Genomic DNA, 20,051 nt, shown 5'->3' with positions numbered 1-20,051 from the left:
GCGGCCCATCCTGCCTGAAAGGTCAGTCCGGCAAGGCGTGCTTGGGACGAGACACGACGGGCGCGCGGTGCACCACCGATGGCTCGGCCGCCATGACCGGCAGCTCGGTGGTCATCTCCGCCGGTGTCTCCTCCGGCAGTTCGATAACACCTGATCGAGTGAAGGGGTTGCGCAACGGGCGGCGCCGCTGGCGATGGGGCAGGCCCTCGCCGATCAGGTGCTGGTGCGCCATGTTCCAGATCTGGCACGGCCATCGGCGGCGGCGCAGCCAGCCGGGGCAGGCCCTGCACCGGCCGTCCTCGTCGGGCTGGTGCACCGTCAGCAGCAGCCGCCAGCCGTCCGCGAGGCGGTGGATCTCCGCGCGGGCCAACGGAACCAGCGCTTCGGCTTCTCCGTGCTCCGCGACTTTGTCCAGCAGTGCCAGGCGTTGCAGCACCGCGTCGCGCAGGGTCTCGTCCATCACATCTTCGCCGTGGCCTGGTCGAGCAAGGAGCCCAACCGCCGCGTCTGGGTGGCGGACATCACAGCGGTCTCGCCCGGCGGCGTGACCAGCAGGACCCGGTCGTTCTCCACCAGAACGGTCATCGATCTGTCGCGACCGAACGGGTCGTGGCAGTGGATCCATCCCTGTGGTTCAGCCATGGAATCTCCCTTCGAGGGACACCCGACTCCGTCTTCATCGGCCGAACGCCCTGCTCGCCGCACCGCGATCTGGGTAATTCACTCGTTTGCTGGATGGGCCGGACACGGGCAGTGGTCCACTCGGGGAAACTTTTGGGTCCCGTTTCGGCGGGGGCGCTGGGCGCGGTGCGGCAAGGCCCGCTATATTTGGACACGGCGGCCCCGCTCCCAGTGACCCCCAGGCTGGTTGAGCGCGGCCGCCCTTTACGTGGCGGGCTTCGGCGCTCATTGGTCTTCGACCGATTTCGCCGGAGCCCGCAGTGTTTGTCGGGGGTCACCCCCGAACCCCCGGGTCCTTCCTCCGTCCCGCCCTCGCTCGGCATCCGACACGCTCTGCGCGAAATCCGCTTGCGCCCTGCCGTCTCGTACGCTGTAAGTTCCTCGTACACCGTAAGGGGGAGGAACGATGACTTCGACGACCGAGAAGGCCGTGGTGCACCCGCACCCGCAACGCTGGGCCGTGCTCGGCGTGCTGTGCCTGTCCGTGATGGTCGTGGTGCTGGACAACACCGTGCTGAACGTGGCGATCCCGTCGATCTCGACGGGCTTGGACGCGAGCACCGCGGACATCCAGTGGATGATCAACGCCTACTCGCTGGCGCTGGCGGGCCTGCTGCTCACGACCGGTTCGCTCAGCGACAGGTTCGGCCGCAAGCGCGCACTCCTGGCCGGTCTCGTGCTGTTCGGCACGGGCAGCGCGGTCGCGGCGTACGCGGGGTCGTCCGAGGCGCTGATCGCGGCCCGCGGCTTCATGGGCATCGGCGCCGCCGTGCTCATGCCGGGCACTCTGGCCGTGCTCATGCAGTTGTTCGACGACGAGGAACGCCCGAAGGCCATCGGCATCTGGGCCGCCGTCACGAGTCTCGGTTTCGCGGCGGGGCCGGTGATCGGCGGCGCGCTGATCAAGCACTTCTGGTGGGGCTCGGTGTTCCTGATCAACGTGCCGGTGGCGGTCCTCGCGATCGCGGCCGTCGCGATGCTGGTGCCGGAGTCCAAGGATCCGACCGTGCGCAGGCCGGACGTGCTCGGCTCGGTGCTGTCGATCATCGGCATGGTGTCGATCGTGTACGCGGTGATCGAGGTGCCGGAGCACGGGTTCGGCTCGGCGGAGTTCGGCGTGCCGGTCGCGATCGGGCTGGTGACCATGACGGGATTCGCGTTGTGGGAACGGCACACCACCGATCCGATGCTCGACCTCGGGTTCTTCTCCGACCGCCGTTTCACCGGCGCGGTGGCCTCCGGGGTGCTGGCGGCGTTCGGCATGGCGGGCTCGCTCTTCCTGCTGACGCAACACCTCCAGGGCGTGCTCGGCTACAGCCCGCTGGAGGCCGGCGTGCGCGTGGCGCCGATGGCGATCGCGTTGCTCGTCACCAGCAACACGCTGGGACAGCTCGTGGTGAAGCTCGGCGCGGGCCGCGCGATGCTGCTCGGCATGACGGTCGTCGCGAGCGGCGTGGCGCTGCTGTCCGTCGGCACCACCTACCCGCCGACGCTCGCCGGGCTGGTCCTCGTCGGTGTGGGTGTCGGTGTGTCCCAACCGGTCGCGGTCAACGCGCTGATGGGGTCGATCCCACCGGAACGCGCCGGAATCGCGTCCGGGTTGTCGGGCACGCTCACGGAACTGGGCTCCTCGTTCGGCATCGCGGTGCTGGGAGCGCTGCTGTCGGCGCGGTTCGTGGCGTCGCTGCCGGACGGCGTTCCGGGGCGGTCGCTGTCGGAGGCCTTGAACAGCGGGGCGGACATCACCGTCGTGCGCGAGGCGTTCTCGAACGGCATGAGCGTCAGCCTGGTCATCGGCGCCGTCGCCGTGTTCCTGGGAGGTGTTGTGGCCAGCGTGTTGCTGCGGCGTGCCTAGGATCGCTTCGTGGAGAGCGTGTGGTTCAGCAAGCCCAGGCCCAGCAGCGGGCAGCCCCTCGGCCTGAGCCGGGAGGCGATCGTCCGCAAGGCGATGGAGATCCTGGACGCGCACGGCCTGCAGAAGCTCTCGATGCGCAAGCTCGCGGCGGAGCTCGGCGCCGCCCCGATGTCGCTGTACTGGCACGTGCCGACGAAGGACGCGCTGATCGAGCTCTGCCTCGACGAGGTCTACGGCGAGTTCACCCTCCCCGATCCCGAGACCGACTGGGAGACAGCGGTGCGCGCGATGATGCGCGAGCTGCGCCAGCTCGCGCTCAAGCACCCGTGGTGGATCCGCGGGATCGGGGAGTTCAACACCATCGGCCCGAACGCGGTGGCCTACGCGGACGCCATGTTCGGGCCGATGCTGCGCGAGGGGCTGTCGACCGTGACCGCTGCCCAGTCGATCTCCACGGTGGGCAGCTTCGTCAACGGGTACGCCATCGCCGAGGTCAACTTCATCGCCCGCGGCGGGATGGACTCGCCCCCGCCGGACATGGACAAGATCGCCGACCTCTACCGGGACAAGCACCCCCGGTACGTCGCGATGCTGGACGAGAGCGAGCTGTGGTCGCTCGAGCGCCAGTTCGAGTTCGGGCTGGACTGCGTGATCGCCGGCGTCAAGGCGCGCGTCGCCGCCCTCAGATAGCGAAACCCCCGCAGCGGTTCACGCGTGCGGGGGCCTCAGTCATCCAGTTGGCTTTCAGACCACGGTCTCCAGCGGCGTGTGCACGAGGCCGGTCGCCTCGGCCACCGGGCCGTTGGTCAGCAGACCGGCGTGGGCGTTGAGGCCCAGGGCGAGCGAACGGTCGTCCTTGAGCGCCTTCTCCCAGCCCTTGTCGGCCAGCGCGACCGCGTACGGCAGCGTCACGTTGGTCAGCGCGTAGGTCGAGGTGCGCGGGACGGCGCCCGGCATGTTCGCGACGCAGTAGAACACCGAGTTGTGGACCTCGTAGGTCGGCTCGGCGTGCGTGGTGGCGCGGGAGTCCTCGAAGCAGCCGCCCTGGTCGATGGCGATGTCGACGAGCACCGAACCCGGCAACATGTCGGCGACCAACGCGTTCGAGACGAGCTTCGGCGCGGCGGCACCGGGGACGAGCACGGCGCCGATGACCAGGTCGGCCTCGCGGACGGCCTGCTCGATCGCGAACGAGTTCGAGGCGAGCGTGCGCAGACGGCCCTGGAACTGGGCGTCGATCTGGCGCAGGCGGTCGACGTTGGTGTCGAGGATCTGCACGTCGGCGCCCATGCCGACGGCGATGGTGGCCGCGTTGACACCCGCCACGCCGCCGCCGATGACGACCACGCGTGCCGGGGCGACACCGGGGACGCCGCCGGGCAGCACGCCGCGGCCGCCGGAGGGCTTCATCAGCGAGAACGCGCCGACCTGCGGGGCCAGCCGGCCCGCGACCTCGGACATCGGGGCGAGCAGCGGCAGCGCGCGGTTCGGCAGCTGCACGGTCTCGTAGGCGATGGCCGTGGTGCCGGACGCGAGGAGCGCCTCGGTCAGCGGCTTGTCGGCGGCGAGGTGCAGGTACGTGAAGAGGGTCTGGCCGGCGCGGAGGCGGGGGTACTCCTCGGCGATCGGCTCCTTGACCTTGAGGACCAGGTCGCCCTCGGCCCAGACGTCGTCGGCCGTCGGGAGGACCTTGGCGCCCGCGGCGAGGTACTCCTCGTCGGTGATCGCGGAACCGAGACCGGCGCCCTGCTCGACGTAGACGTCGTGCCCGCGGCTGGTGAGCTCGTGCGCACCGGCAGGGGTGAGAGCGACGCGGTACTCGTGGTTCTTGATCTCGCGGGGAACTGCGATCCGCACGATGACTCCTCCGTTCGGTGGCCGACATCTCATAATGTGGGCCAGTCGCAAGACCAAGTCACTGTGCTAGTTGCACTATCTGCCACCGTGCTAGTTGTTCACTTGGGACAAAGCGACCTGAGCCTCGTTCGCGTTCCGCTCGACCGTCCCGCGTTGACACTCGGCGGGGGCCGCACATAGCGTTCGCCCCGGACAACTGAACACCGGCCGCGGCGCGCCAGCGCCAGAACCCGCGTGGGAGAGACCTCGACGAACCGGTCGAGGCGCCGAAGGGGCAAGCTCCCGCACACTCTCAGGCAGCAAGACCACCCGGGGTAGGCAACTCTGCACGGCGGAGGGGGCGCAAGTTTCCTGACCCGTCACAGCCAGAGGAGTCGCGCCGTGGAGTTCCCCGAGAACCTGCTCTACACCGTCGAGCACGAGTGGGTCGACTGGACGCCGGGCACGCAGGACCCGCTGACCTGCGGAATCACCGAGTACGCGGCTGACGCGCTCGGCGACATCGTCTACATCCAGTTGCCCGAGGTCGGTGCCAAGGTCGTCACCAACGAGGTCTGCGGCGAACTGGAGTCCACCAAGTCGGTCAGCGACCTGTTCTCGCCCGTCACCGGTGAGGTGATCGAGGTCAACAGCGCCGTCGTGGACGACCCGGCCCTCGTGAACAACGACCCGTACGGCGCCGGCTGGCTCTTCAAGGTCCGCGTCGACTCGGCCGAGAACCTGCTCACGGCGGCGAAGTACGCCGAGCTCACCAAGAGCTGACCGACACAGCCTGACTGACCGCTCCGCCCACCACGAAGGACTGATCAGTGGCGATCAGCGTTTTCGACCTTTTCTCCGTCGGCATCGGACCGTCCAGCTCCCACACGGTCGGACCGATGCGCGCGGCCGCGATGTTCGTCGAGAAGCTCGGCGCGCGTGCGTCCGAAGTGGACCGCGTGCACGTCGAGCTGTTCGGCTCGCTCGGCGCGACCGGCCACGGCCACGGCAGCCCCAAGGCCGTGTTCCTCGGCCTCGAAGGCAACCTCCCGGAAGAAGTCGACCCCACCGCCGCGGCCGTCCGCGTCGAGGAGATCATTTCCACCGGACGGCTGAAGCTCGGCGGCACGCACGAGATCGGCTTCGTGCACGACCGCGACCTCGTCATGCACCGCCGCAAGTCACTCCCGTTGCACCCCAACGGGATGAGCTTCGAGGCGTTCGCCGGCGGCAAGTCGCTCGAGCACGCCGTCTACTACTCGATCGGCGGCGGTTTCGTCGTCGACGAGAACGCGAGCGGCACCGACCGGATCAAGCCGGACTCGACCCCGCTGGCACACCCGTTCCTGACCGGCGACCAGCTCCTCGCGCGCTGCCGCGAGACAGGCCTGTCGATCAGCGAGATCATGATGGCCAACGAGCTGTCGTGGCGCACGGAAGCCGAGGTCCGCCAAGGACTCCTGCACATCTGGCACGTCATGCAGGAGTGCGTCGAACGCGGCTGCACCGAACACGGCGTCCTGCCCGGCGGCCTGAAGGTCCGCCGCCGCGCCGCCGAGATGCGCAAGAGGCTGGAAGGCGAACACTTCGTCACCGACCCCCTGCGGGTCATGGACTGGGTGACTCTCTTCGCGCTCGCGGTCAACGAGGAGAACGCGGCAGGCGGCCGAGTCGTCACCGCGCCGACCAACGGCGCGGCCGGCATCGTCCCGGCGGTCCTGCACTACTACACGAAGTTCGTGCCGGGAGCCTCCGACGACGGCGTGGTCCGCTTCCTGCTCACGGCAGGCGCGATCGGCGTGCTGTTCAAGGAGAACGCGTCGATCTCCGGCGCCGAGGTCGGCTGCCAGGGCGAGGTCGGCTCGGCCTGCTCGATGGCCGCAGGCGGCCTCGCCGAGGTGCTCGGCGGCACCCCCGAGCAGGTCGAGAACGCCGCCGAGATCGCCATGGAGCACAACCTCGGCCTGACCTGCGACCCGATCGGCGGCCTGGTGCAGATCCCGTGCATCGAACGCAACGCCGTCGCGTCCATCAAGGCCATCACGGCCGTGCGGATGGCCTTGCGGGGCGACGGCTCGCACTTCGTGTCGCTCGACAAGGTCATCAAGACCATGCGGGACACCGGCAAGGACATGTCGGTGAAGTACAAGGAGACGGCTCGCGGCGGGCTCGCCGTGAACGTGATCGAGTGCTGAGCTCCCACTCCGACCACTCGAACTGCACTCGGCCTGACCAGCCGTGACAACCGGAACAGCTGGTCAGCGGGCGTCGTACGCGGCCTGCGCGGCCAGCACCTCGGGCATGCGGCCCTCGAGCAGGTGGATCAGCGCCAGCAACCGCTCGGCCGTCTCGCGGCCCAGCGGCGTGAGGCTGTAGTCGACGCGGGGCGGGTTCGTGTTCTGGGCTTCCCGGAGCACGAGCCCGTCGCGCTCCAGCGCCTGCAACGTCTGGGAGAGCATCTTCTCGCTGACCCCGTCGACGCGGCGGCGCAGCTCGTTGAAGCGCAGCTGCCCGTCGGCGAGCGCGGTCAGCGTCAGGCTGCCCCACTTGCCGGTGATGTGCTCCAGCGTGGGACGCGACGGGCACGCTTTCGCGAACACGTTGTAGTCCATTCCGGCATCATACCTGGTCACAACGCTAACTGAAAGTAAGTGTGAGAGCTCTCCGCGTCAGGGGAGCTCTCACACCTCAGAACGGCCAGGTCGCGTTCTGGCCTGCTTCGAGAAGGGGGACCATGCGGAAAGTTGCGTCCGCAAGGCCTCCGAACTCGTGGCGGTGCGCCTTGCCCGTGGCGTACGCGGCGTTGCGGTAGCCACCGAGGTTGAACCCGTAGATCGGCACGTGCGCGGGCACGACGTCCGAGACGCCCTGCCCGTGGTACCCGGACATCGTCTGCATGTCCGAGATGATGAACACGCGGTCGTGGCCCCGGTAGGAGCGCTTCAGCGACCCGACGATGTCGGTGCCGTGCCCGACCTCGCCGATCCGCTTCAGGAACCGGTCCACCTCGCGGATCACCGACGCACCGCGCTTCACGTCGTGCCGGAACGTGCCGTCCGCGAACCCGACCACGTCGACCTGCTCGCCCTTCGCGCCCAGCGCGACGCCGAACACCGCCGCGGCCTTCGCCGGGGTGACCTTCGAGCGCGCCGAGATCGCGCCGGTCGTCATCGACGCCGAGGTGTCGACGAGGACCAGCGAGCGGCCGGGCAGGGCGGGCAGGTTCGACAGCGACGCCTGCAGCGCCTGGTCCAGGGCGTGGCCCCAGCGCAGGCTCGGCGCCGCCTCGTAGGCGGACAGGAAGCGGAACGGGAACTGCCGCGAGCGCGCGACCTGGCCCGGGTCGGCCAGGCGAGCGGCGACCGCGGCCTCGTCGGACATGCCGGCCTCGTCGAAGTTCCTGAGGTTCCTCAACAGAGCCATGTAACCCATGGACGGCGCCAGCGCCTCCCACACCTCGCGGGTCAGCGGTCCCTGCAGCCACCCGGCCACGGACTCCCACGTCATCCCCGCCCGGCGCAGCACGTCGGCCGCGTCGGGACGCTCGAACAGCGCGCGGCGCTGCTCGACCGGCCACGCCATCAGCTCGCGCCGTGCCGCGATCACCCGCAGGTCGGCGGGTACCTCGGCGTCGGCGGAGCGGCGGCGGTCCAGCACGTGCTGGAACAGCGCGCCCTGCCAGGGCGCGGCAGGCGAGGGGTGCGCGAGGTTCAGCACGTCGGCCATGCGGAAGCCGCGGGCGTCGCTGTCCCACTTGAGGACCGCGCGCTCGTTGTAGAGGCGCCCGACGGCGTCGGCGATGCCGCGCTTGATCGGCTTCGGCACGCGCCGGCCGTTCTGGCTCGTCCAGTAGGCGAGGAGCTCGCCGGGCTCGTCGGCGCGCTGCAGCACGGAGGCGACGACGGCGCGGTTGGTCACACCGGCGTCGGACTCGGCCACGAGCCGCGCGAGCACGAACTCGGCCGCGCCGACGAGCGACGCCGTGCGCATGTTCGCCTCGCCGCGCAGCCACGCGAGCAGGCGCGCGGTCCACTCGGGATCGGAGAGCGCGGCGGCGTGCACGAGCTGCGTGAAGCGGTCGTCCCGCTTGCCGCCGGACTCGTAGAAGGTGTCCTCGCCACCCATGTTCGACACGGCGAGCAGGAACAGCTCGGACTTCGTGTCGCGGGCGTAGCCGTCGCCACCCTCGTGGGTGACGCCGGTCGGTACCGGCGCTGTCGTGACGGGGCTGGTGGCCGCCGGACGCGCGCGGAAGATGTTGAACTTCGCCATTGGCTCTCCCCCTCGGAGAAAACAAAGGGAGCCCACAGACCCCACACGTGTCCGAGATCAAGGTCGCGGAAGGTGCGCAGCTGCTCTGCCATTTGAGCTACAGCCGGTTTCCCGTCTGACGGGACTCGAACCCGCAACCCGCCCATTTACAGTGGAAGTAACCCTCTGCTTCGCACCGGACACGTGTGGAGTTGTGCGCTCCCGAGATCAAACTCGCCAACGGTGTGTTTGCGTTTTGAAGACGAAGTAACCGTTGGCTTCGCACCGGGTGCGATTTCATGCAACCACACCTGGCCAGCGATTTAGTTCCGGCAGATGTGGAGTTTTGGACGCCCGAGATCAGATCGCGGAGGGTGACGTGCTCACCGGGGTGAGCCGAGACCGGCCGGAACCGGCCTCAGGAGTCGAACCTGAGAAATCACCGAAGTAACCCTTCGCTGCGCACCGGGCGCACATTCATACAACCACACCGCGCAAAGGGTTTTTCCTAAGGCGCCGCCTTCACGAGCCGGCGCAGCATGTAGAACAGGCCGACCGTCAACAGGAAACCGACGGCGCTGATCATCACGATCTGCTCGACGGTGTCCGCCTGCGCTCCGGCGAACACGTAGGCGGCGCAGATCGGGATGGTTCCGACGAGGGTGAACGACATGAAGGTCCGGAAGGACACCCGGGACACCCCTGCCGACACCGACACCGTCTCCGCCATCATCGGAATGCCGCGCGCCACCCCGAAGAACCAGGGCCCGAACTGACGGCCCCAGCGCCGCATCTCGGTCAGCTCCTCGATGGTGACCACCCGGCGCACCAGCCACGGGCCCGCGAACCGCCCCAGGGCGTACCCTGCGGCAGAGGAACCCAGGGATCCGATGACCGCGAGTGCCAGCCCCAGGGGCAGGCCGAGTGCCGTTCCGGCCAGCACGATGAGCGGAGTGGACGGCACGGGTAGCAGCACGTCCACGACGAGCAGCGCGAAGATCGCCACCGCCGCCCACACCGGGTCGATGCCGCGCACCCACGTCACGACCCCGTCGAAGTCGATGAGGTCCAGCGCCTCGAACACGATCCAGCTCAGCAGCACGAAGCCGAGCACGACGGCCGGTATCCACTTCCACCGAACGCCCGTCTCATAACTCATCGGGTGATGGTCGCCCACGCCGATGCGCCGGACAATCCGCCAGTGGCGCAGGTTCCGCGAAGGGACGCACATGAGTGACGATCTCGTGCCTTTTCTCGGGCACTGGGTGCTCGACCCGGCACGCTCCGCGTACACCGGTGGGACCCCGCCGCGCAGTGGTCACTACGACCTGAGGCTCGACGGCGACCGGCTGGTGGTCAGCATCGAGGGCGTGCTGGGCTCCGGTGACCCCATCCGCACCGGGTACACATTGGACCTCTGGCAGGACACGCCGATGAGCGTCGGCCACGTCGACCGCGTCCGCACCGTCGTCGAGCCGCGTCGGTTCTGCACGATCGCCTACGCGGGTGCGCAAGCGGTTGCGCGCGCCTGGAGGGTGCTCGGTCACCTCAACGAGATGACGGTCGTCCAGTCCGCGCCCGACGTGTTCGGCGTGTGGCGCGACGACGTCTCGGTGTACCGCAGGCAGTTCTAGTCGCGTGGCCTGAGCACCGTGACCACCACGCGCAGGCCCAGCAGCACGGCGATGATCAGCAGGTTGTAGCCGAGCACCTGGTGCAGGCCGACGTCCGCGGCGATCTCCGGCCCGGACGAGCCGAGCAGCAGCACCGCCATCACGCCGGCGGTGGCGCCCAGCGCGGTCAGCATCACCTGGTGCAGCAGGCCCGTGATGAACGACCGGTCGCGCTCGTCGGCGAACAGCCTCATCGACATGCTCAGGCGGCCCTGCTCCACCGCCCCGGTGATCCGGTCGATCCGCCTCGGCAACCGGCGCAGCATCGGCAGCACGGCCTGCAGCTCCTCGGCCATGGTCCGCTGCACCGACTCCGGCGTGAGCCGTTCGGAGATCTGCTCGGCGGCGAACGAGCGCGACTCCACGACGATGTTGAAGTCCGGCGCGAGCACCGCCAGTGTGCCCTCCAGCGTCGCCAGGGCCCGGAACACCGCCGCGACCTCAGGCGGGATGCTCAGGCCGAACCGCGACACGATCAGGAACAGGTCGCCGAACATCTCCACGTCCGGCCGCATGCCCGCGCCGAGGTGGCGCGCCATGAACTGGCCGAGGGCGCGTTCCAGCCGCTGCTCGTCGATGTCCTCCGGCCGTGAGGTCAGCTCCAGCAACGCGTCGGTGAGCCCCGCCGGATCACTGCGGTCGATCGCCAGCAGCAGCCGTTGCAACGCCGAGCGCAGCGCGGAGTCGATCCGCCCGACCGAGCCGAAGTCGAGCAGGCCGAGGCGTCCGTCGGCGAGCAGCAGCACGTTGCCGGGGTGGGGGTCGGCGTGGAAGACGCCGTCCAGCATCACCTGCCGCAGCACGAACCGCAGCAGGGTGCGCGCGAGCCCCGCGTCCTGCGCGGCGCCGCGCAACGGCACCCCGTCGAGCCGGTCCATGACCAGGACGCGGGACGTCGACAGGTGGACGTGGGGCAGCCCGACGGACGAGTCCGAGGCCGCCGCCACGGTGGTGATGTTGCGGGCCTCGATCTTGAAGTCGAGCTCTTCGCGCAACGCCGCGGCGAACCCCGCCGCGAGGTCGCGGATGCCCAGCGCCGAGCCCCACCGCGTGCGCTGCAGCTTCCCGGCGAGGCGTGTGACGATGTCCAGGTCGCCTTCGGCGGTCGCCCGGACGTCCGGCCGCTGCACCTTCACGACGACCTCGGCGCCGGACTTCAGCACCGCCCGGTGCACCTGGGCGATCGAGGCGGCCGCCAGGGGCTCCGGATCGACCTCCTGGAACGCGTCGAGCCCGACCTCGGCGTCGAGCACCGCCCGGACCTGCTCCCACTTCGCCGCCGGCACCTTGTCCTGCAGCAGGCTCAGTTCGTCGACGAAGTCCTGCGGCAGCAGGTCGGCACGCGTCGACAGCACCTGCCCGAGCTTCACGAAGGTCACGCCGGCGTCCTGCAGCGCGAGCCGCAGCGACCGGGAGAGTCCCGTGGACGTCCGCTCCCGGCCGCGCAGGTAGGGGCCCAGGCCGTGCCGGAACGCGATCGCGGTGATCCGCGAGTACCGCCGGGTCCGCGCGATCCGGCGCCGCGCCATGCCCCACCACTCGGTGGGCGGCGGGATCGAGCCGGTCGGCACGATGATCTCGGCGAACGCCAGCAGTCCGATGACCACCAGGAGCGACAGCCCGAGCTGCACGCTGATCAGCGCGGCGGACGGTTCCGCGGTGGTCTCGCCGAAGATGTTCGTCGCGATCGACATCGCGAGCCCGCACATCAGCGCGGTGCGGACCAGGCCGATCCGCAGCCCCAGAATGCGCCGCGCTGCCAGCGCCATACCCATGACCAGCAGCAGGAACGTGATCGGGAAGCCGATCGTGTAGACGAGGAAGTCCCCCATGATCGAAGCCTAGGCGCGGCCCTTGACTCAGACTGGGAGAGCGCGAAAGATCCGATGAATCGCCGCCAGCGTTGATCTGACCGCACAGCGAAGTGAGGTGCTCGGCAGTGGTCGAACTCAACCGGCGCACGGTGCTCGGAGGCGCTCTAGCAGGGGTGGCGGGTGGCGCGCTGCTCTCGGGAAGTGCGTTCGCGGACGAGGGGTTCAGCTGGAAGGACTTCATCAGGTCCTCCGATCTGATCTGGAAGAAGATGCCCACGACGTGGTTCGAGGGCCCGTTCCTCGGCAACGGCTACCTCGGCTCCGGCATCTACGCCGAGCCGGGCGCCAACGCCGTCCGGTTCACCGTCCAGCACTCCCAGGTGCAGGACCACCGGCCGGAGTTCGGGGCGCTGTTCGGCCTCGCCCGGCTGCCCATCGGCTACTTCACGCTCGAACCCGTCGGCGCGATCACCGGCGTCGACCTGCGGCTCGACCTGTGGAACGCCGAGCTGACCGGCACGATCACCACCGCCGCCGGGAGCCTGCGGGTGCGGGCGCTCGTCCACACCCGCCGCGACCTCTGCGCGATCGACGTCCAGCCCAGCGAGGGCGAACGGGCGTTCAAGTGGGTCTTCCACCCGCTGAAGGCGATCAGCCCGCGCACCGACCCGAGGTGGAACCGCCCGCCGCCCGCCGGGTTCACCGACAACCCGCCCGTACAGCTGACCAGCGCCGGCGAGGTGCGGCTCGCGGTGCAGCCGCTCAACTCCGGTGGCGAGCACGTGACGGCGTGGCGTGAGGTCACCCGCGGCACCCGGCGCACGCTGTTCACGAGCGTCGCGTGGTCGCACCCGGCGAAAACGGCTGTGCGCAAGGCGATCTCCCAGGTCCGGTGCGGCCAGATCGACGCGCTCGCCGTCGACCACCGGCTGTGGTGGCACGACTTCTACCGCAGGAGCTTCCTGTCCATTCCGGACAAACGGCTGGAGGCGTTCTACTGGATCCAGCTCTACAAGTTCGCCTCGGCGGCGCGGAAAGAGGCACCCGCGATGGCGACCTGCGGGCCGTGGCTCGAGAACACGCCGTGGCCGAACACGTGGTGGAACCTCAACGTGCAGCTGGAGTACTGGCTGATCCACGGCTCCAACCACGTCGAGTTCGACGCCGTGACCCACTCCGTCGACAGGTACCGCGACGCCCTGGTGCACCAGGTTCCGGCCGAGTACCGGCACGACTCCGCGGGCATCCCGCGCACCACCGACACGGTGCTGGACAACGGCGCGGGCATCGGCAACTCCGGTTACGGCGTGGGCGTTCCCGGCAGGGACGTGCCGACGCCCGAGGTCGGCAACCTGACCTGGACGCTGCACAACGTCTGGCTCACCTACCGGCACACGATGGACGACCGCGTCCTGCGGGGCGTGCTGTTCCCGTTGCTGCGCAGGGCCGTCAACTACTACTTCCACTTCCTGGCCAAGGGGCCGGACGGGAAGTGGCACCTGCCGTTCACGTTCTCACCCGAGTACGGCGTGAACGCACCCGACTGCACCTACGACCTCGCGTTGATCCGCTGGGGCTGCCGGACGTTGCTGGAGGCCGCGGAGGTGTTGCGCGTCGACGATCCGCTCGTCCCGAAGTGGCAGGACACGCTGGCTCATCTCGCGCCGTACGCCGTGGACGCCAACGGGTACATGATCGGCGCCGGGGTGCCGTTCGCGAAGTCGCACCGGCACTACTCGCACCTGCTGCAGATCTACCCGTTGTACGAGGTCACGTGGGAGGACGCCGCGCAGCGACAGCTCATCGAGACCTCGCTGAACCACTGGGTCAGCTTCGAAGGCGCGTTGCAGGGCTACACGTTCACCGGCGCGGCCTCGATCAGCGCGCAGATGCTGCGCGGCGACAGGGCGGACTTCTATCTCGGCGAGCTGATGCGCCGGTACATCAAGCCGAACACCATGTACCAGGAGTCCGGGCCGGTCATCGAAACGCCGTTGAGCGCGGTGCAGTCGATGTACGACATGCTCTGCCAGAGCTGGGGTGGCGTGATCCGGGTGTTCCCCGCGGTGCCGTGGCCGGACATCTCGCTCGACGGCTTCCGGACACAGGGCGCGTTCCTGCTCTCCGCGTCACGGCAGCAGGGCGTCACGCGGTGGATCAAGCTGCGCAGCGAGGCCGGTGCGCCCTGCGTCGTGCGCACGGACGTCAAGGATCCGGTCGTGCGCGATTCGCGTGGCCGGCCGAAGCGCTTTTCGTTGCTGCCGAACGGGGATCTGCGCATCGATCTGCGGCGCGGTGAGGAAGCGGTGATCCACCGAGCTGGTGACAAGCCTGATCTGGAGGCAGGTCCGGTGGCCGGCGCTGCCGCGCCTTCCTGGGGCCTGCCCGGGTAGAACGCCACCGGTGTTCCAGCGCGACGGCGGTGCGCTGGAACACCGGTGACGCGGCTCAGAAGTCGAAGACCTTGCCGGTGTTCGCCCGCAGCACGCACGGGTTCGAGAACACCTCCTGGAAGTCGATCCTCTTGTTGCGCCACTTGCCGCGCAACGTGGCCTTGGTCGGGTTCAGCTCCATCGTGCACATCGCGCCGGTCTCTTCCAGTCTGCGGAAGTCGCCTTCGACGGGCATGAGCTGGTCGCACGCCTGTTCGGCGTGCTTGTGCGCTCCGCCTGCGGGTTCGCAGTTCAGCTGCGTGGTGCTGAGCGTGCCCATCTCCGGTTGCACCGACAGCACGAGGCCGGAGGCGGGCAGGAGAGTCGCTGTCAGTGGCGCCGCGTGCGCCGTCGCCGGAACGATCGGTGCGGCGAGCGCCAGACAGGCCAACAAGATTCGGGTCCTTGCCATGCCAACACTCTGGCGCGGCAAGGACCCGGAACTCCAACCAACTGGGCGGTAAGCACCGGATCGTGTAAACCGCCGGAAGTGCGTGCAACTAGACGCCGGTCAGTTCCGTCCCGGCGAGAGCGGCGGCCACCTGCTCACCCACCGCTGCCATGCCCTTGGCATTCGGGTGAACCGGGAACGCGAGGCTCGTCGGGATGATGCCCTCGACCCACTTGTCCCACGGTGCCGCGCACGTATCGCGACCGGTGCTGATGTCGTACGGGTTCACGAACGTGGCATCGGCGGCCTGCGCCTGGGCGCCGAGCATTCCGTTGAGCTGCTTCTGCACGTTGTCGAGGTACGGCACGTCGCCCCGGGAGATCGGCACGATCGGCCAGCACCCACCGGACGAGGGCAGGATGCGCAGGTAGCCGACGACGACGATCTTGGCCTTCGGTGAGCGCTGCTTGATGCCGGCGAGCACGGCGGCCACCTTGGGGGCGGTGGCGTCGACGCGCTGGCTGAGCGAGTCGCCGTAGTTCGCCTTGCAGGGGGCGCCGTGCGGGTCGAGCACGCTCTTGCCGGCGCAGGTCAGGATGATGTCGGAGAAGCCGATGTCGTTGCCGCCGATGGAGACCGTGACGAGGTCCGTGTCTGCCTTGAGAGCGGAGAACTGCGGCACGGACTGGCCGGGGACGCCGCTCTGGACACCCGCCATGTCCTTGGTCTGCGCGCCACCGCAGGAGATGTCGGTGAAGCTGGAGACGCCGAGCCTCTTCGCGAGGACGGACGGGTAGTTCTGCGTGGACTTGAAGCAGCTCAGCGGATCGAGCCGCTGCAGCGGGATGAACGGTCCCGACACGAACGAATCTCCGAGCGAGACGTAGTTCCGGTACTGCGGGGCGGCGCTGGCGGGCGGTGCCAGCATGGCCGCGATCAGGGCCGTGAGCAGGGAGACAACAGTCACTCGGCGCGTCATTGCTACCTCGTTACTGAAGAGTAGGAACGTAGGACGAAGGGTGACCGGACCATTGCGCAGTGTCAATCCCTCGACCAGGCTGGAACGATGACGGGGGTGCGCAAGGTGGCGGCCGCTTCGGCGGTCGGCAACACGATCGAGCTGTACGACTTCCTGCTCTACGGCACGGCCTCGGCGCTCGTGTTCGACAAGATCTTCTTCCCGCAGTTCGACCCGCGCGTCGGTGTGCTGCTCGCGTTCGCCACGTTCGGCGCGGGCTTCTTCGCCCGGCCGCTGGGCGGTGCGGTGATCGGTCACCTCGGCGACCGGATCGGGCGCCGCGCGATGCTCGTGGTGACCTTGTCCGCGACCGGCCTGTCGACGGCGTTGATCGGCCTGCTGCCGACCTACGCCCAGGTCGGCATCCTCGCGCCGGTCCTGCTGGTGCTGTTGCGGGTCGTGCAGGGCTTCTTCATGGGCGGCGAGCAGGGCGGCGCGTCGCTGATGGCCGTCGAGCACGCGCCGCCGGGGCGCTGGGGCTGGTACGGCAGCTGGGTGTTCATCGGGTCGCCGGTCGGGCTCGTGCTGGCGAACCTCGCGATGTACGTGTCGTCGCGTGCATCCGGGCCGGACTTCCTGAGCTGGGGCTGGCGGTTGCCGTTCCTGTTCTCGATCGTGCTGGTCGGCATCGGCCTCTACATCCGGCTGCGCGTGTCGGAGTCGCCGCGGTTCGTGCGGGCGGAGAAGTCGCGGCTGCCGATCGCCGAGGTGCTGCGCGACCGGTGGCGCGTCGTCCTGCTGGGAGCCGGCGTGAACCTCGGCTTCACGATCTTCATCTACGTGCTGAGCGTGTTCATGATCGGGTACGGGCGCACGGCGTTGAAGATCTCCGCGGACGACCTGCTGATCGCGACCGTGATCGGGTCGGTGGCGCAGGTCGTCGCGGTGCCCGCGTTCGCGCTGCTGTCCGATCGCGTCGGGCGGCTGCCGGTGATGTTCGGCGGGGCGATCTTCCAGGCGGCGTTCGCGTTCCCCCTGTTCTGGCTGACGGACTCGGGCTGGTTCACGTTCGCGATGGTGCTCGGGTTCATCGGCTCGGCCGCGTTGTTCGGTCCCTCGGCCGCCTACTTCGCCGAGCTCTTCCGGACCCGTGTGCGGTACAGCGGGGTGGCGTTGAGCTTCCAGCTCGGGGCGGTGCTGGGCGGCGGGCTCGCGCCGCTGGTCGCGCAGTCGTTGCTGCGCACCGGAACCTGGGCCATCGCCCTGTACCTGATCGCGGGCGCCGTGCTGTCCGGCGTGTGCCTGCTGGTGATCGGGTCAGCGCACCAGACGGAGCCGGCGGGCGGCGAGTCCGATGCTCAGCCGCTGTCCCCAGCCCAGTCGTAGCGCGTCGCTCTCGATGCCGTCGCCGAACGCCACCAGGCCGTCCGACTCCACGTCGATGTCGAGCGGCCGGTCGGTGATCTGACCCTCGGTGTGTTCGATGCCGGTGCTCGGCGACGGCCAGGCCTCCCTGACGAACCAGACGAGCCTGCGCTCGGTCGGGGTGGGCAGGGTGAGCGGGCTCTTCCTCTCGCGGTGCGCCGAACTGCACCAGCCCGTCGCCCCGGTGCCGCTGCCGACGAGGATGCCGGACGAGGCCTGGCGTTCGCCGTGGACGCGGTAGCGGCTGGTCTGGTGGCTCGGGTGGCCGACGTAGATCTCGTTGAGCGCGTACAGGGTCTGGCCGTCGTCCGCCCTGGCCTCGACCATCGTCCGCTCTTCGGTGTCGCCGGTGTTGTGCAGGAGTTCTTCCGCGTCAGCGGGGGCGTGCTTCGCCAGCACGCCCCGTTCCGGGTTGATGCCGATCACGGGCTGGCCGTCGAGGTACTTGGCGACGTTGGCGACCAGTCCGTCCTGACCGACGATGACGACTACGTCCTCGGGCGCGAACAGGAACCGCGACAGGTCTTCCCGCTCGACGACGCCGCGGCGCCAGTCGAGCGGGATCGCGGCGCTGACGTCTCCCAACGCCCTCCGGGCCTGCTGGTCACGGTCCACCACCTCGTCCAGGGTTCTGTTGCGGGACTTGAGGAAGAACTCGACCTGACCTCGCGTCCCGTGTCGTGCCAGCAACTCTGTCAGCTCGGTGCGCCGGTGCACCAGCACAATTCGCGGGGCGAGGCTCATCGGCCCAGTCTCTGCAGGAGCGGCTGGATCAGGTCCGGGGTCAGGGTGATGCTGCCGATCTCGGGGAGGTTGCCGGCGAGCTCCTTGACCGCCAGGGCGTAGAGGGTCTCCTGCGGGACCTCCCGGTAGGCGTCGAGGCGTGCCTTCTCGCCCGCGGCCTCGGCCTCGGCCAGCTTGCGGATGCCCTCGGCCTTGGCGTCGTCGGCGACGCGGCTGGCCCTGGCCTGGTCCTCGGCCTTCTTCAGGGCGTTCGCGCCGCGCTGGACGACCAGGAGCTCTTCGCGCTTGGCCAGCTCGATCTGGTTCTGCAGCTCGTTCTCGCTGATCGACCGCTCGCGCTCGACCGCCATCGCGCGGCGCTCGTAGGTGGCCTTGTCGGCCTCCTGCTGGACCTTCTCCCTGACGGTGGTCTGGAGGGCCTTCTCCATGTCCGCGTCCGGGCGGATCGCCACGACCCTGACGTCGATGATCTCCAGGCCGATGTGGTCCGCGGTGAGGTTCTCGGTGACCGCCTGCTTGACCCGTTCCACGCCGGTCCGGATGGCGGTGTCGAGGTTCAGGGTGCCGAGGATCTTGAGGGCGTGCTGCTGGGTGCTCTCGGTGAGGGTGTTCGCGATCTGGCTCAGCGGGTCCTGGCGCCAGGTGCCGGTGTCCGGGTCGATCGAGAAGTCGATCCTCGCCGTCGCGGTCTCCGGGTCGGTGCAGCGGTAGGTGACGGTCAGCTGGACCGTCACGTCCTGGTAGTCGTGGGTTCTGGCGTGGAACAACATCGGGAGCTCGCGATCGTCCACCGGTACTTCCGACAGGACCGCGGTTCTCGGGCGGAACCAGAAGCTCAGGCCCGTGCCCTCGTGGATCAACTTGCCCTTGTCGACGTGTCGGATGTGGACGGTGGGCGCTCCCCGGAGGTGGCGGAGTCCTGGGTAGCGGCTGATGTCGGCCATGGGGCTGGCTCCTCTTGGCTTGCGGTCCGTCGGCTTGTCGTCGTTCTGACGATAAGCCTATACTTCGTGGGGTGTACTCGCCAAGTGATTTCCCTCCCTTCGCTGTCACGGTCGATCTCGTGGTGTTGACCGTTCGGGCCGATGCGTTGTGTGCGCTGCTGGTTCGGCGGGGGGAGGCGCCGTTCCGGGGGCGGTGGGCGTTGCCCGGGGGGTTCGTCCAGGTCTCCGAGTCCGTGGACGCGGCTGCCGGCCGGGAGCTGGCCGAGGAGACCGGGGTTTCTGGGCTGTTTTTGGAGCAGCTCGCTACCTATGGGGAGCCTCGGCGAGATCCTCGGATGAGGGTTGTTTCTGTGGCTTATCTGGCGTTGGCGCCTGACTTGCCTGTGCCTGTGGCTGGGACTGATGCCGCTTCGGCTGCTTGGGTGCCCGTTTCCGAGGTTTCGTCGTTGGCTTTTGATCATTCGCGGATCTTGAGCGATGGGGTGGAGCGGGCTCGGGCCAAGTTGGAGTACACCGGGTTGGGGACTGAGTTTTGTGGGGCCGAGTTCACCGTGGCCGAGTTGCGGCGGGTTTACGAGATCGTTTGGGGGGTTGGGCTGGATCCTCGGAACTTCCATCGGAAGGTGACTGGGGTTGAGGGGTTTTTGGTTCCCACCGGGGGGAGTACTTCTCGGGATGGGGGGCGGCCGGCTGCGCTTTATCGGCGGGGGGATGTTGGGGTGTTGAACCCGCCGTTGGTTCGTTCGCCGGTTGGGTAGGGGCGTGAGCTTGCGGGTGGTCGCCTTTGCTTGCCGCGGCTTTCGCGGTGGCTGGGTTGCGGGCGGCGGCTTGGGTTGCGTGCTTTCCCTGGGGGCGCTGCCCCCAGACCCCCGGCAATCTGATCAGGGGGCCCCGCCGCCGGTAGGTAGATGGCACGCCTGTTGCGTTGGGCGGCTGCCTGTTGCGTTGCTGGGTGCGTTGGCGGTGGGGTCCCATCACGAGCCGAGCCAAGAGCGGGCCACATGAGAGAAGGGGTGTCAACTCGACGAAAAGCGTGTCGAGTTGACA

At 68.9% G+C, this 20,051-nt stretch carries 19 protein-coding genes and 1 riboswitch; of the genes, 8 read left to right on the top strand and 11 right to left on the bottom strand.

The window, feature by feature from the left end; translation table 11 throughout:
- Positions 1-22: 22 nt before the first annotated feature.
- Both ORI60_RS19285 and ORI60_RS19280 read right to left on the bottom strand, forming a co-directional pair.
- The gene (locus ORI60_RS19285) at positions 23-460 is read right to left on the bottom strand and encodes a hypothetical protein (RefSeq protein ID WP_266038928.1); all 438 of its coding nucleotides are present in this window, start codon (positions 458-460) and stop codon (positions 23-25) included.
- On the bottom strand, positions 460-642 hold the full coding sequence (locus ORI60_RS19280) for a hypothetical protein (protein WP_045312139.1): 183 nt from the start codon (positions 640-642) through the stop codon (positions 460-462). The genes ORI60_RS19285 and ORI60_RS19280 overlap by 1 nt, the downstream gene beginning before the upstream one ends.
- Positions 643-1,087: 445 nt before the next feature.
- Between ORI60_RS19280 and ORI60_RS19275 the strand changes: the two genes are divergently transcribed.
- Together ORI60_RS19275 and ORI60_RS19270 are read left to right on the top strand one after the other, a co-directional pair.
- Entirely contained in the window at positions 1,088-2,536 is a 1,449-nt protein-coding gene (locus ORI60_RS19275; protein ID WP_266038924.1) for an MFS transporter, read from the top strand.
- 9 nt (positions 2,537-2,545) lie between these two features.
- Positions 2,546-3,226, top strand: a complete 681-nt coding sequence (locus tag ORI60_RS19270) for a TetR/AcrR family transcriptional regulator (protein WP_266038923.1) — start codon at positions 2,546-2,548, stop codon at positions 3,224-3,226.
- 54 nt (positions 3,227-3,280) lie between these two features.
- Here ORI60_RS19270 and ald read toward each other — a convergent pair whose 3' ends face one another.
- Positions 3,281-4,393 carry an alanine dehydrogenase gene (gene ald, locus ORI60_RS19265; protein ID WP_266038922.1) on the bottom strand — a complete coding sequence of 371 codons (1,113 nt, stop codon included), beginning with the start codon at positions 4,391-4,393 and terminating at the stop codon, positions 3,281-3,283.
- 225 nt (positions 4,394-4,618) lie between these two features.
- Positions 4,619-4,711: riboswitch (glycine riboswitch) on the top strand.
- 63 nt (positions 4,712-4,774) lie between these two features.
- Between ald and gcvH the strand changes: the two genes are divergently transcribed.
- Both gcvH and ORI60_RS19255 read left to right on the top strand, forming a co-directional pair.
- Complete coding sequence (gcvH, locus tag ORI60_RS19260) at positions 4,775-5,155, top strand: glycine cleavage system protein GcvH (RefSeq protein WP_266038921.1); 381 nt, start codon at positions 4,775-4,777, stop codon at positions 5,153-5,155.
- A 47-nt stretch (positions 5,156-5,202) separates the two neighbouring features.
- Positions 5,203-6,567, top strand: coding sequence for an L-serine ammonia-lyase (locus ORI60_RS19255; protein WP_266038920.1), 1,365 nt, complete (start codon positions 5,203-5,205; stop codon positions 6,565-6,567).
- A gap of 63 nt (positions 6,568-6,630) precedes the next feature.
- Here ORI60_RS19255 and ORI60_RS19250 read toward each other — a convergent pair whose 3' ends face one another.
- The 3 genes from ORI60_RS19250 to ORI60_RS19240 form a co-directional block, all read right to left on the bottom strand.
- A complete protein-coding gene (locus tag ORI60_RS19250) occupies positions 6,631-6,984 on the bottom strand; it encodes a winged helix-turn-helix transcriptional regulator (protein WP_266038919.1) in 354 nt (117 codons plus the stop codon).
- A 76-nt stretch (positions 6,985-7,060) separates the two neighbouring features.
- A complete protein-coding gene (locus tag ORI60_RS19245; RefSeq protein WP_266038918.1) occupies positions 7,061-8,644 on the bottom strand; it encodes a TROVE domain-containing protein in 1,584 nt (527 codons plus the stop codon).
- Positions 8,645-9,131: 487 nt separating this feature from the next.
- Positions 9,132-9,782 (bottom strand): TVP38/TMEM64 family protein, encoded by a 651-nt coding sequence (locus tag ORI60_RS19240; protein ID WP_266038917.1) that lies wholly within the window; start codon positions 9,780-9,782, stop codon positions 9,132-9,134.
- 70 nt (positions 9,783-9,852) lie between these two features.
- Between ORI60_RS19240 and ORI60_RS19235 the strand changes: the two genes are divergently transcribed.
- A complete protein-coding gene (locus tag ORI60_RS19235) occupies positions 9,853-10,257 on the top strand; it encodes a hypothetical protein (RefSeq protein ID WP_266038916.1) in 405 nt (134 codons plus the stop codon).
- Here ORI60_RS19235 and ORI60_RS19230 read toward each other — a convergent pair.
- A complete protein-coding gene (locus ORI60_RS19230) occupies positions 10,254-12,128 on the bottom strand; it encodes an ABC1 kinase family protein (RefSeq protein ID WP_266038915.1) in 1,875 nt (624 codons plus the stop codon). The two genes, ORI60_RS19235 and ORI60_RS19230, sit on opposite strands and share 4 nt — an antisense overlap.
- Positions 12,129-12,235: 107 nt before the next feature.
- Here ORI60_RS19230 and ORI60_RS19225 point away from each other — a divergent pair, with 107 nt between their 5' ends.
- The gene (locus ORI60_RS19225; protein WP_266038914.1) at positions 12,236-14,503 is read left to right on the top strand and encodes a glycosyl hydrolase family 95 catalytic domain-containing protein; all 2,268 of its coding nucleotides are present in this window, start codon (positions 12,236-12,238) and stop codon (positions 14,501-14,503) included.
- 55 nt (positions 14,504-14,558) lie between these two features.
- Here the strand turns inward: ORI60_RS19225 and ORI60_RS19220 are convergent, their stop codons facing one another.
- Positions 14,559-14,954, bottom strand: coding sequence for an SSI family serine proteinase inhibitor (locus tag ORI60_RS19220; RefSeq protein WP_266038913.1), 396 nt, complete (start codon positions 14,952-14,954; stop codon positions 14,559-14,561).
- Positions 14,955-15,042: 88 nt separating this feature from the next.
- The gene (locus ORI60_RS19215) at positions 15,043-15,912 is read right to left on the bottom strand and encodes an SGNH/GDSL hydrolase family protein (protein ID WP_266038912.1); all 870 of its coding nucleotides are present in this window, start codon (positions 15,910-15,912) and stop codon (positions 15,043-15,045) included.
- 87 nt (positions 15,913-15,999) lie between these two features.
- On the opposite strand from ORI60_RS19215, the gene ORI60_RS19210 reads away from it, so the two are divergent.
- Positions 16,000-17,277, top strand: a complete 1,278-nt coding sequence (locus ORI60_RS19210) for an MFS transporter (RefSeq protein ID WP_266038911.1) — start codon at positions 16,000-16,002, stop codon at positions 17,275-17,277.
- Here the strand turns inward: ORI60_RS19210 and ORI60_RS19205 are convergent.
- Together ORI60_RS19205 and ORI60_RS19200 are read right to left on the bottom strand one after the other, a co-directional pair.
- The gene (locus ORI60_RS19205; protein WP_266038910.1) at positions 17,209-18,060 is read right to left on the bottom strand and encodes a hypothetical protein; all 852 of its coding nucleotides are present in this window, start codon (positions 18,058-18,060) and stop codon (positions 17,209-17,211) included. The genes ORI60_RS19210 and ORI60_RS19205 overlap by 69 nt on opposite strands.
- Positions 18,057-19,004, bottom strand: a complete 948-nt coding sequence (locus ORI60_RS19200) for an SPFH domain-containing protein (protein ID WP_266038909.1) — start codon at positions 19,002-19,004, stop codon at positions 18,057-18,059. The genes ORI60_RS19205 and ORI60_RS19200 overlap by 4 nt, the downstream gene beginning before the upstream one ends.
- Positions 19,005-19,075: 71 nt before the next feature.
- On the opposite strand from ORI60_RS19200, the gene ORI60_RS19195 reads away from it, so the two are divergent.
- A complete protein-coding gene (locus ORI60_RS19195) occupies positions 19,076-19,762 on the top strand; it encodes an NUDIX hydrolase (protein ID WP_266038908.1) in 687 nt (228 codons plus the stop codon).
- Positions 19,763-20,051: the final 289 nt, after the last annotated feature.

This window comes from Lentzea sp. NEAU-D7 (assembly GCF_026242055.1).
GTDB lineage: Bacteria > Actinomycetota > Actinomycetes > Mycobacteriales > Pseudonocardiaceae > Lentzea.
The sequence above is the reverse complement of the archived record's forward strand: the minus strand, read 5'-3'. Positions and strand labels throughout refer to the sequence as shown.

Excerpts from the sequence above, each read along its gene's own strand:
- ORI60_RS19285 (WP_266038928.1), bottom strand. The coding sequence starts at position 460 with ATGGACGAGACCCTGCGCGACGCGGTGCTGCAACGCCTGGCACTGCTG.
- ORI60_RS19280 (WP_045312139.1), bottom strand. The coding sequence starts at position 642 with ATGGCTGAACCACAGGGATGGATCCACTGCCACGACCCGTTCGGTCGC.
- ORI60_RS19275 (WP_266038924.1), top strand. The coding sequence starts at position 1,088 with ATGACTTCGACGACCGAGAAGGCCGTGGTGCACCCGCACCCGCAACGC.
- ORI60_RS19250 (WP_266038919.1), bottom strand. The coding sequence starts at position 6,984 with ATGGACTACAACGTGTTCGCGAAAGCGTGCCCGTCGCGTCCCACGCTG.
- ORI60_RS19245 (WP_266038918.1), bottom strand. The coding sequence starts at position 8,644 with ATGGCGAAGTTCAACATCTTCCGCGCGCGTCCGGCGGCCACCAGCCCC.
- ORI60_RS19240 (WP_266038917.1), bottom strand. The coding sequence starts at position 9,782 with ATGAGTTATGAGACGGGCGTTCGGTGGAAGTGGATACCGGCCGTCGTG.
- ORI60_RS19235 (WP_266038916.1), top strand. The coding sequence starts at position 9,853 with ATGAGTGACGATCTCGTGCCTTTTCTCGGGCACTGGGTGCTCGACCCG.
- ORI60_RS19230 (WP_266038915.1), bottom strand. The coding sequence starts at position 12,128 with ATGGGGGACTTCCTCGTCTACACGATCGGCTTCCCGATCACGTTCCTG.
- ORI60_RS19220 (WP_266038913.1), bottom strand. The coding sequence starts at position 14,954 with ATGGCAAGGACCCGAATCTTGTTGGCCTGTCTGGCGCTCGCCGCACCG.
- ORI60_RS19215 (WP_266038912.1), bottom strand. The coding sequence starts at position 15,912 with ATGACGCGCCGAGTGACTGTTGTCTCCCTGCTCACGGCCCTGATCGCG.
- ORI60_RS19210 (WP_266038911.1), top strand. The coding sequence starts at position 16,000 with ATGACGGGGGTGCGCAAGGTGGCGGCCGCTTCGGCGGTCGGCAACACG.
- ORI60_RS19205 (WP_266038910.1), bottom strand. The coding sequence starts at position 18,060 with ATGAGCCTCGCCCCGCGAATTGTGCTGGTGCACCGGCGCACCGAGCTG.
- ORI60_RS19200 (WP_266038909.1), bottom strand. The coding sequence starts at position 19,004 with ATGGCCGACATCAGCCGCTACCCAGGACTCCGCCACCTCCGGGGAGCG.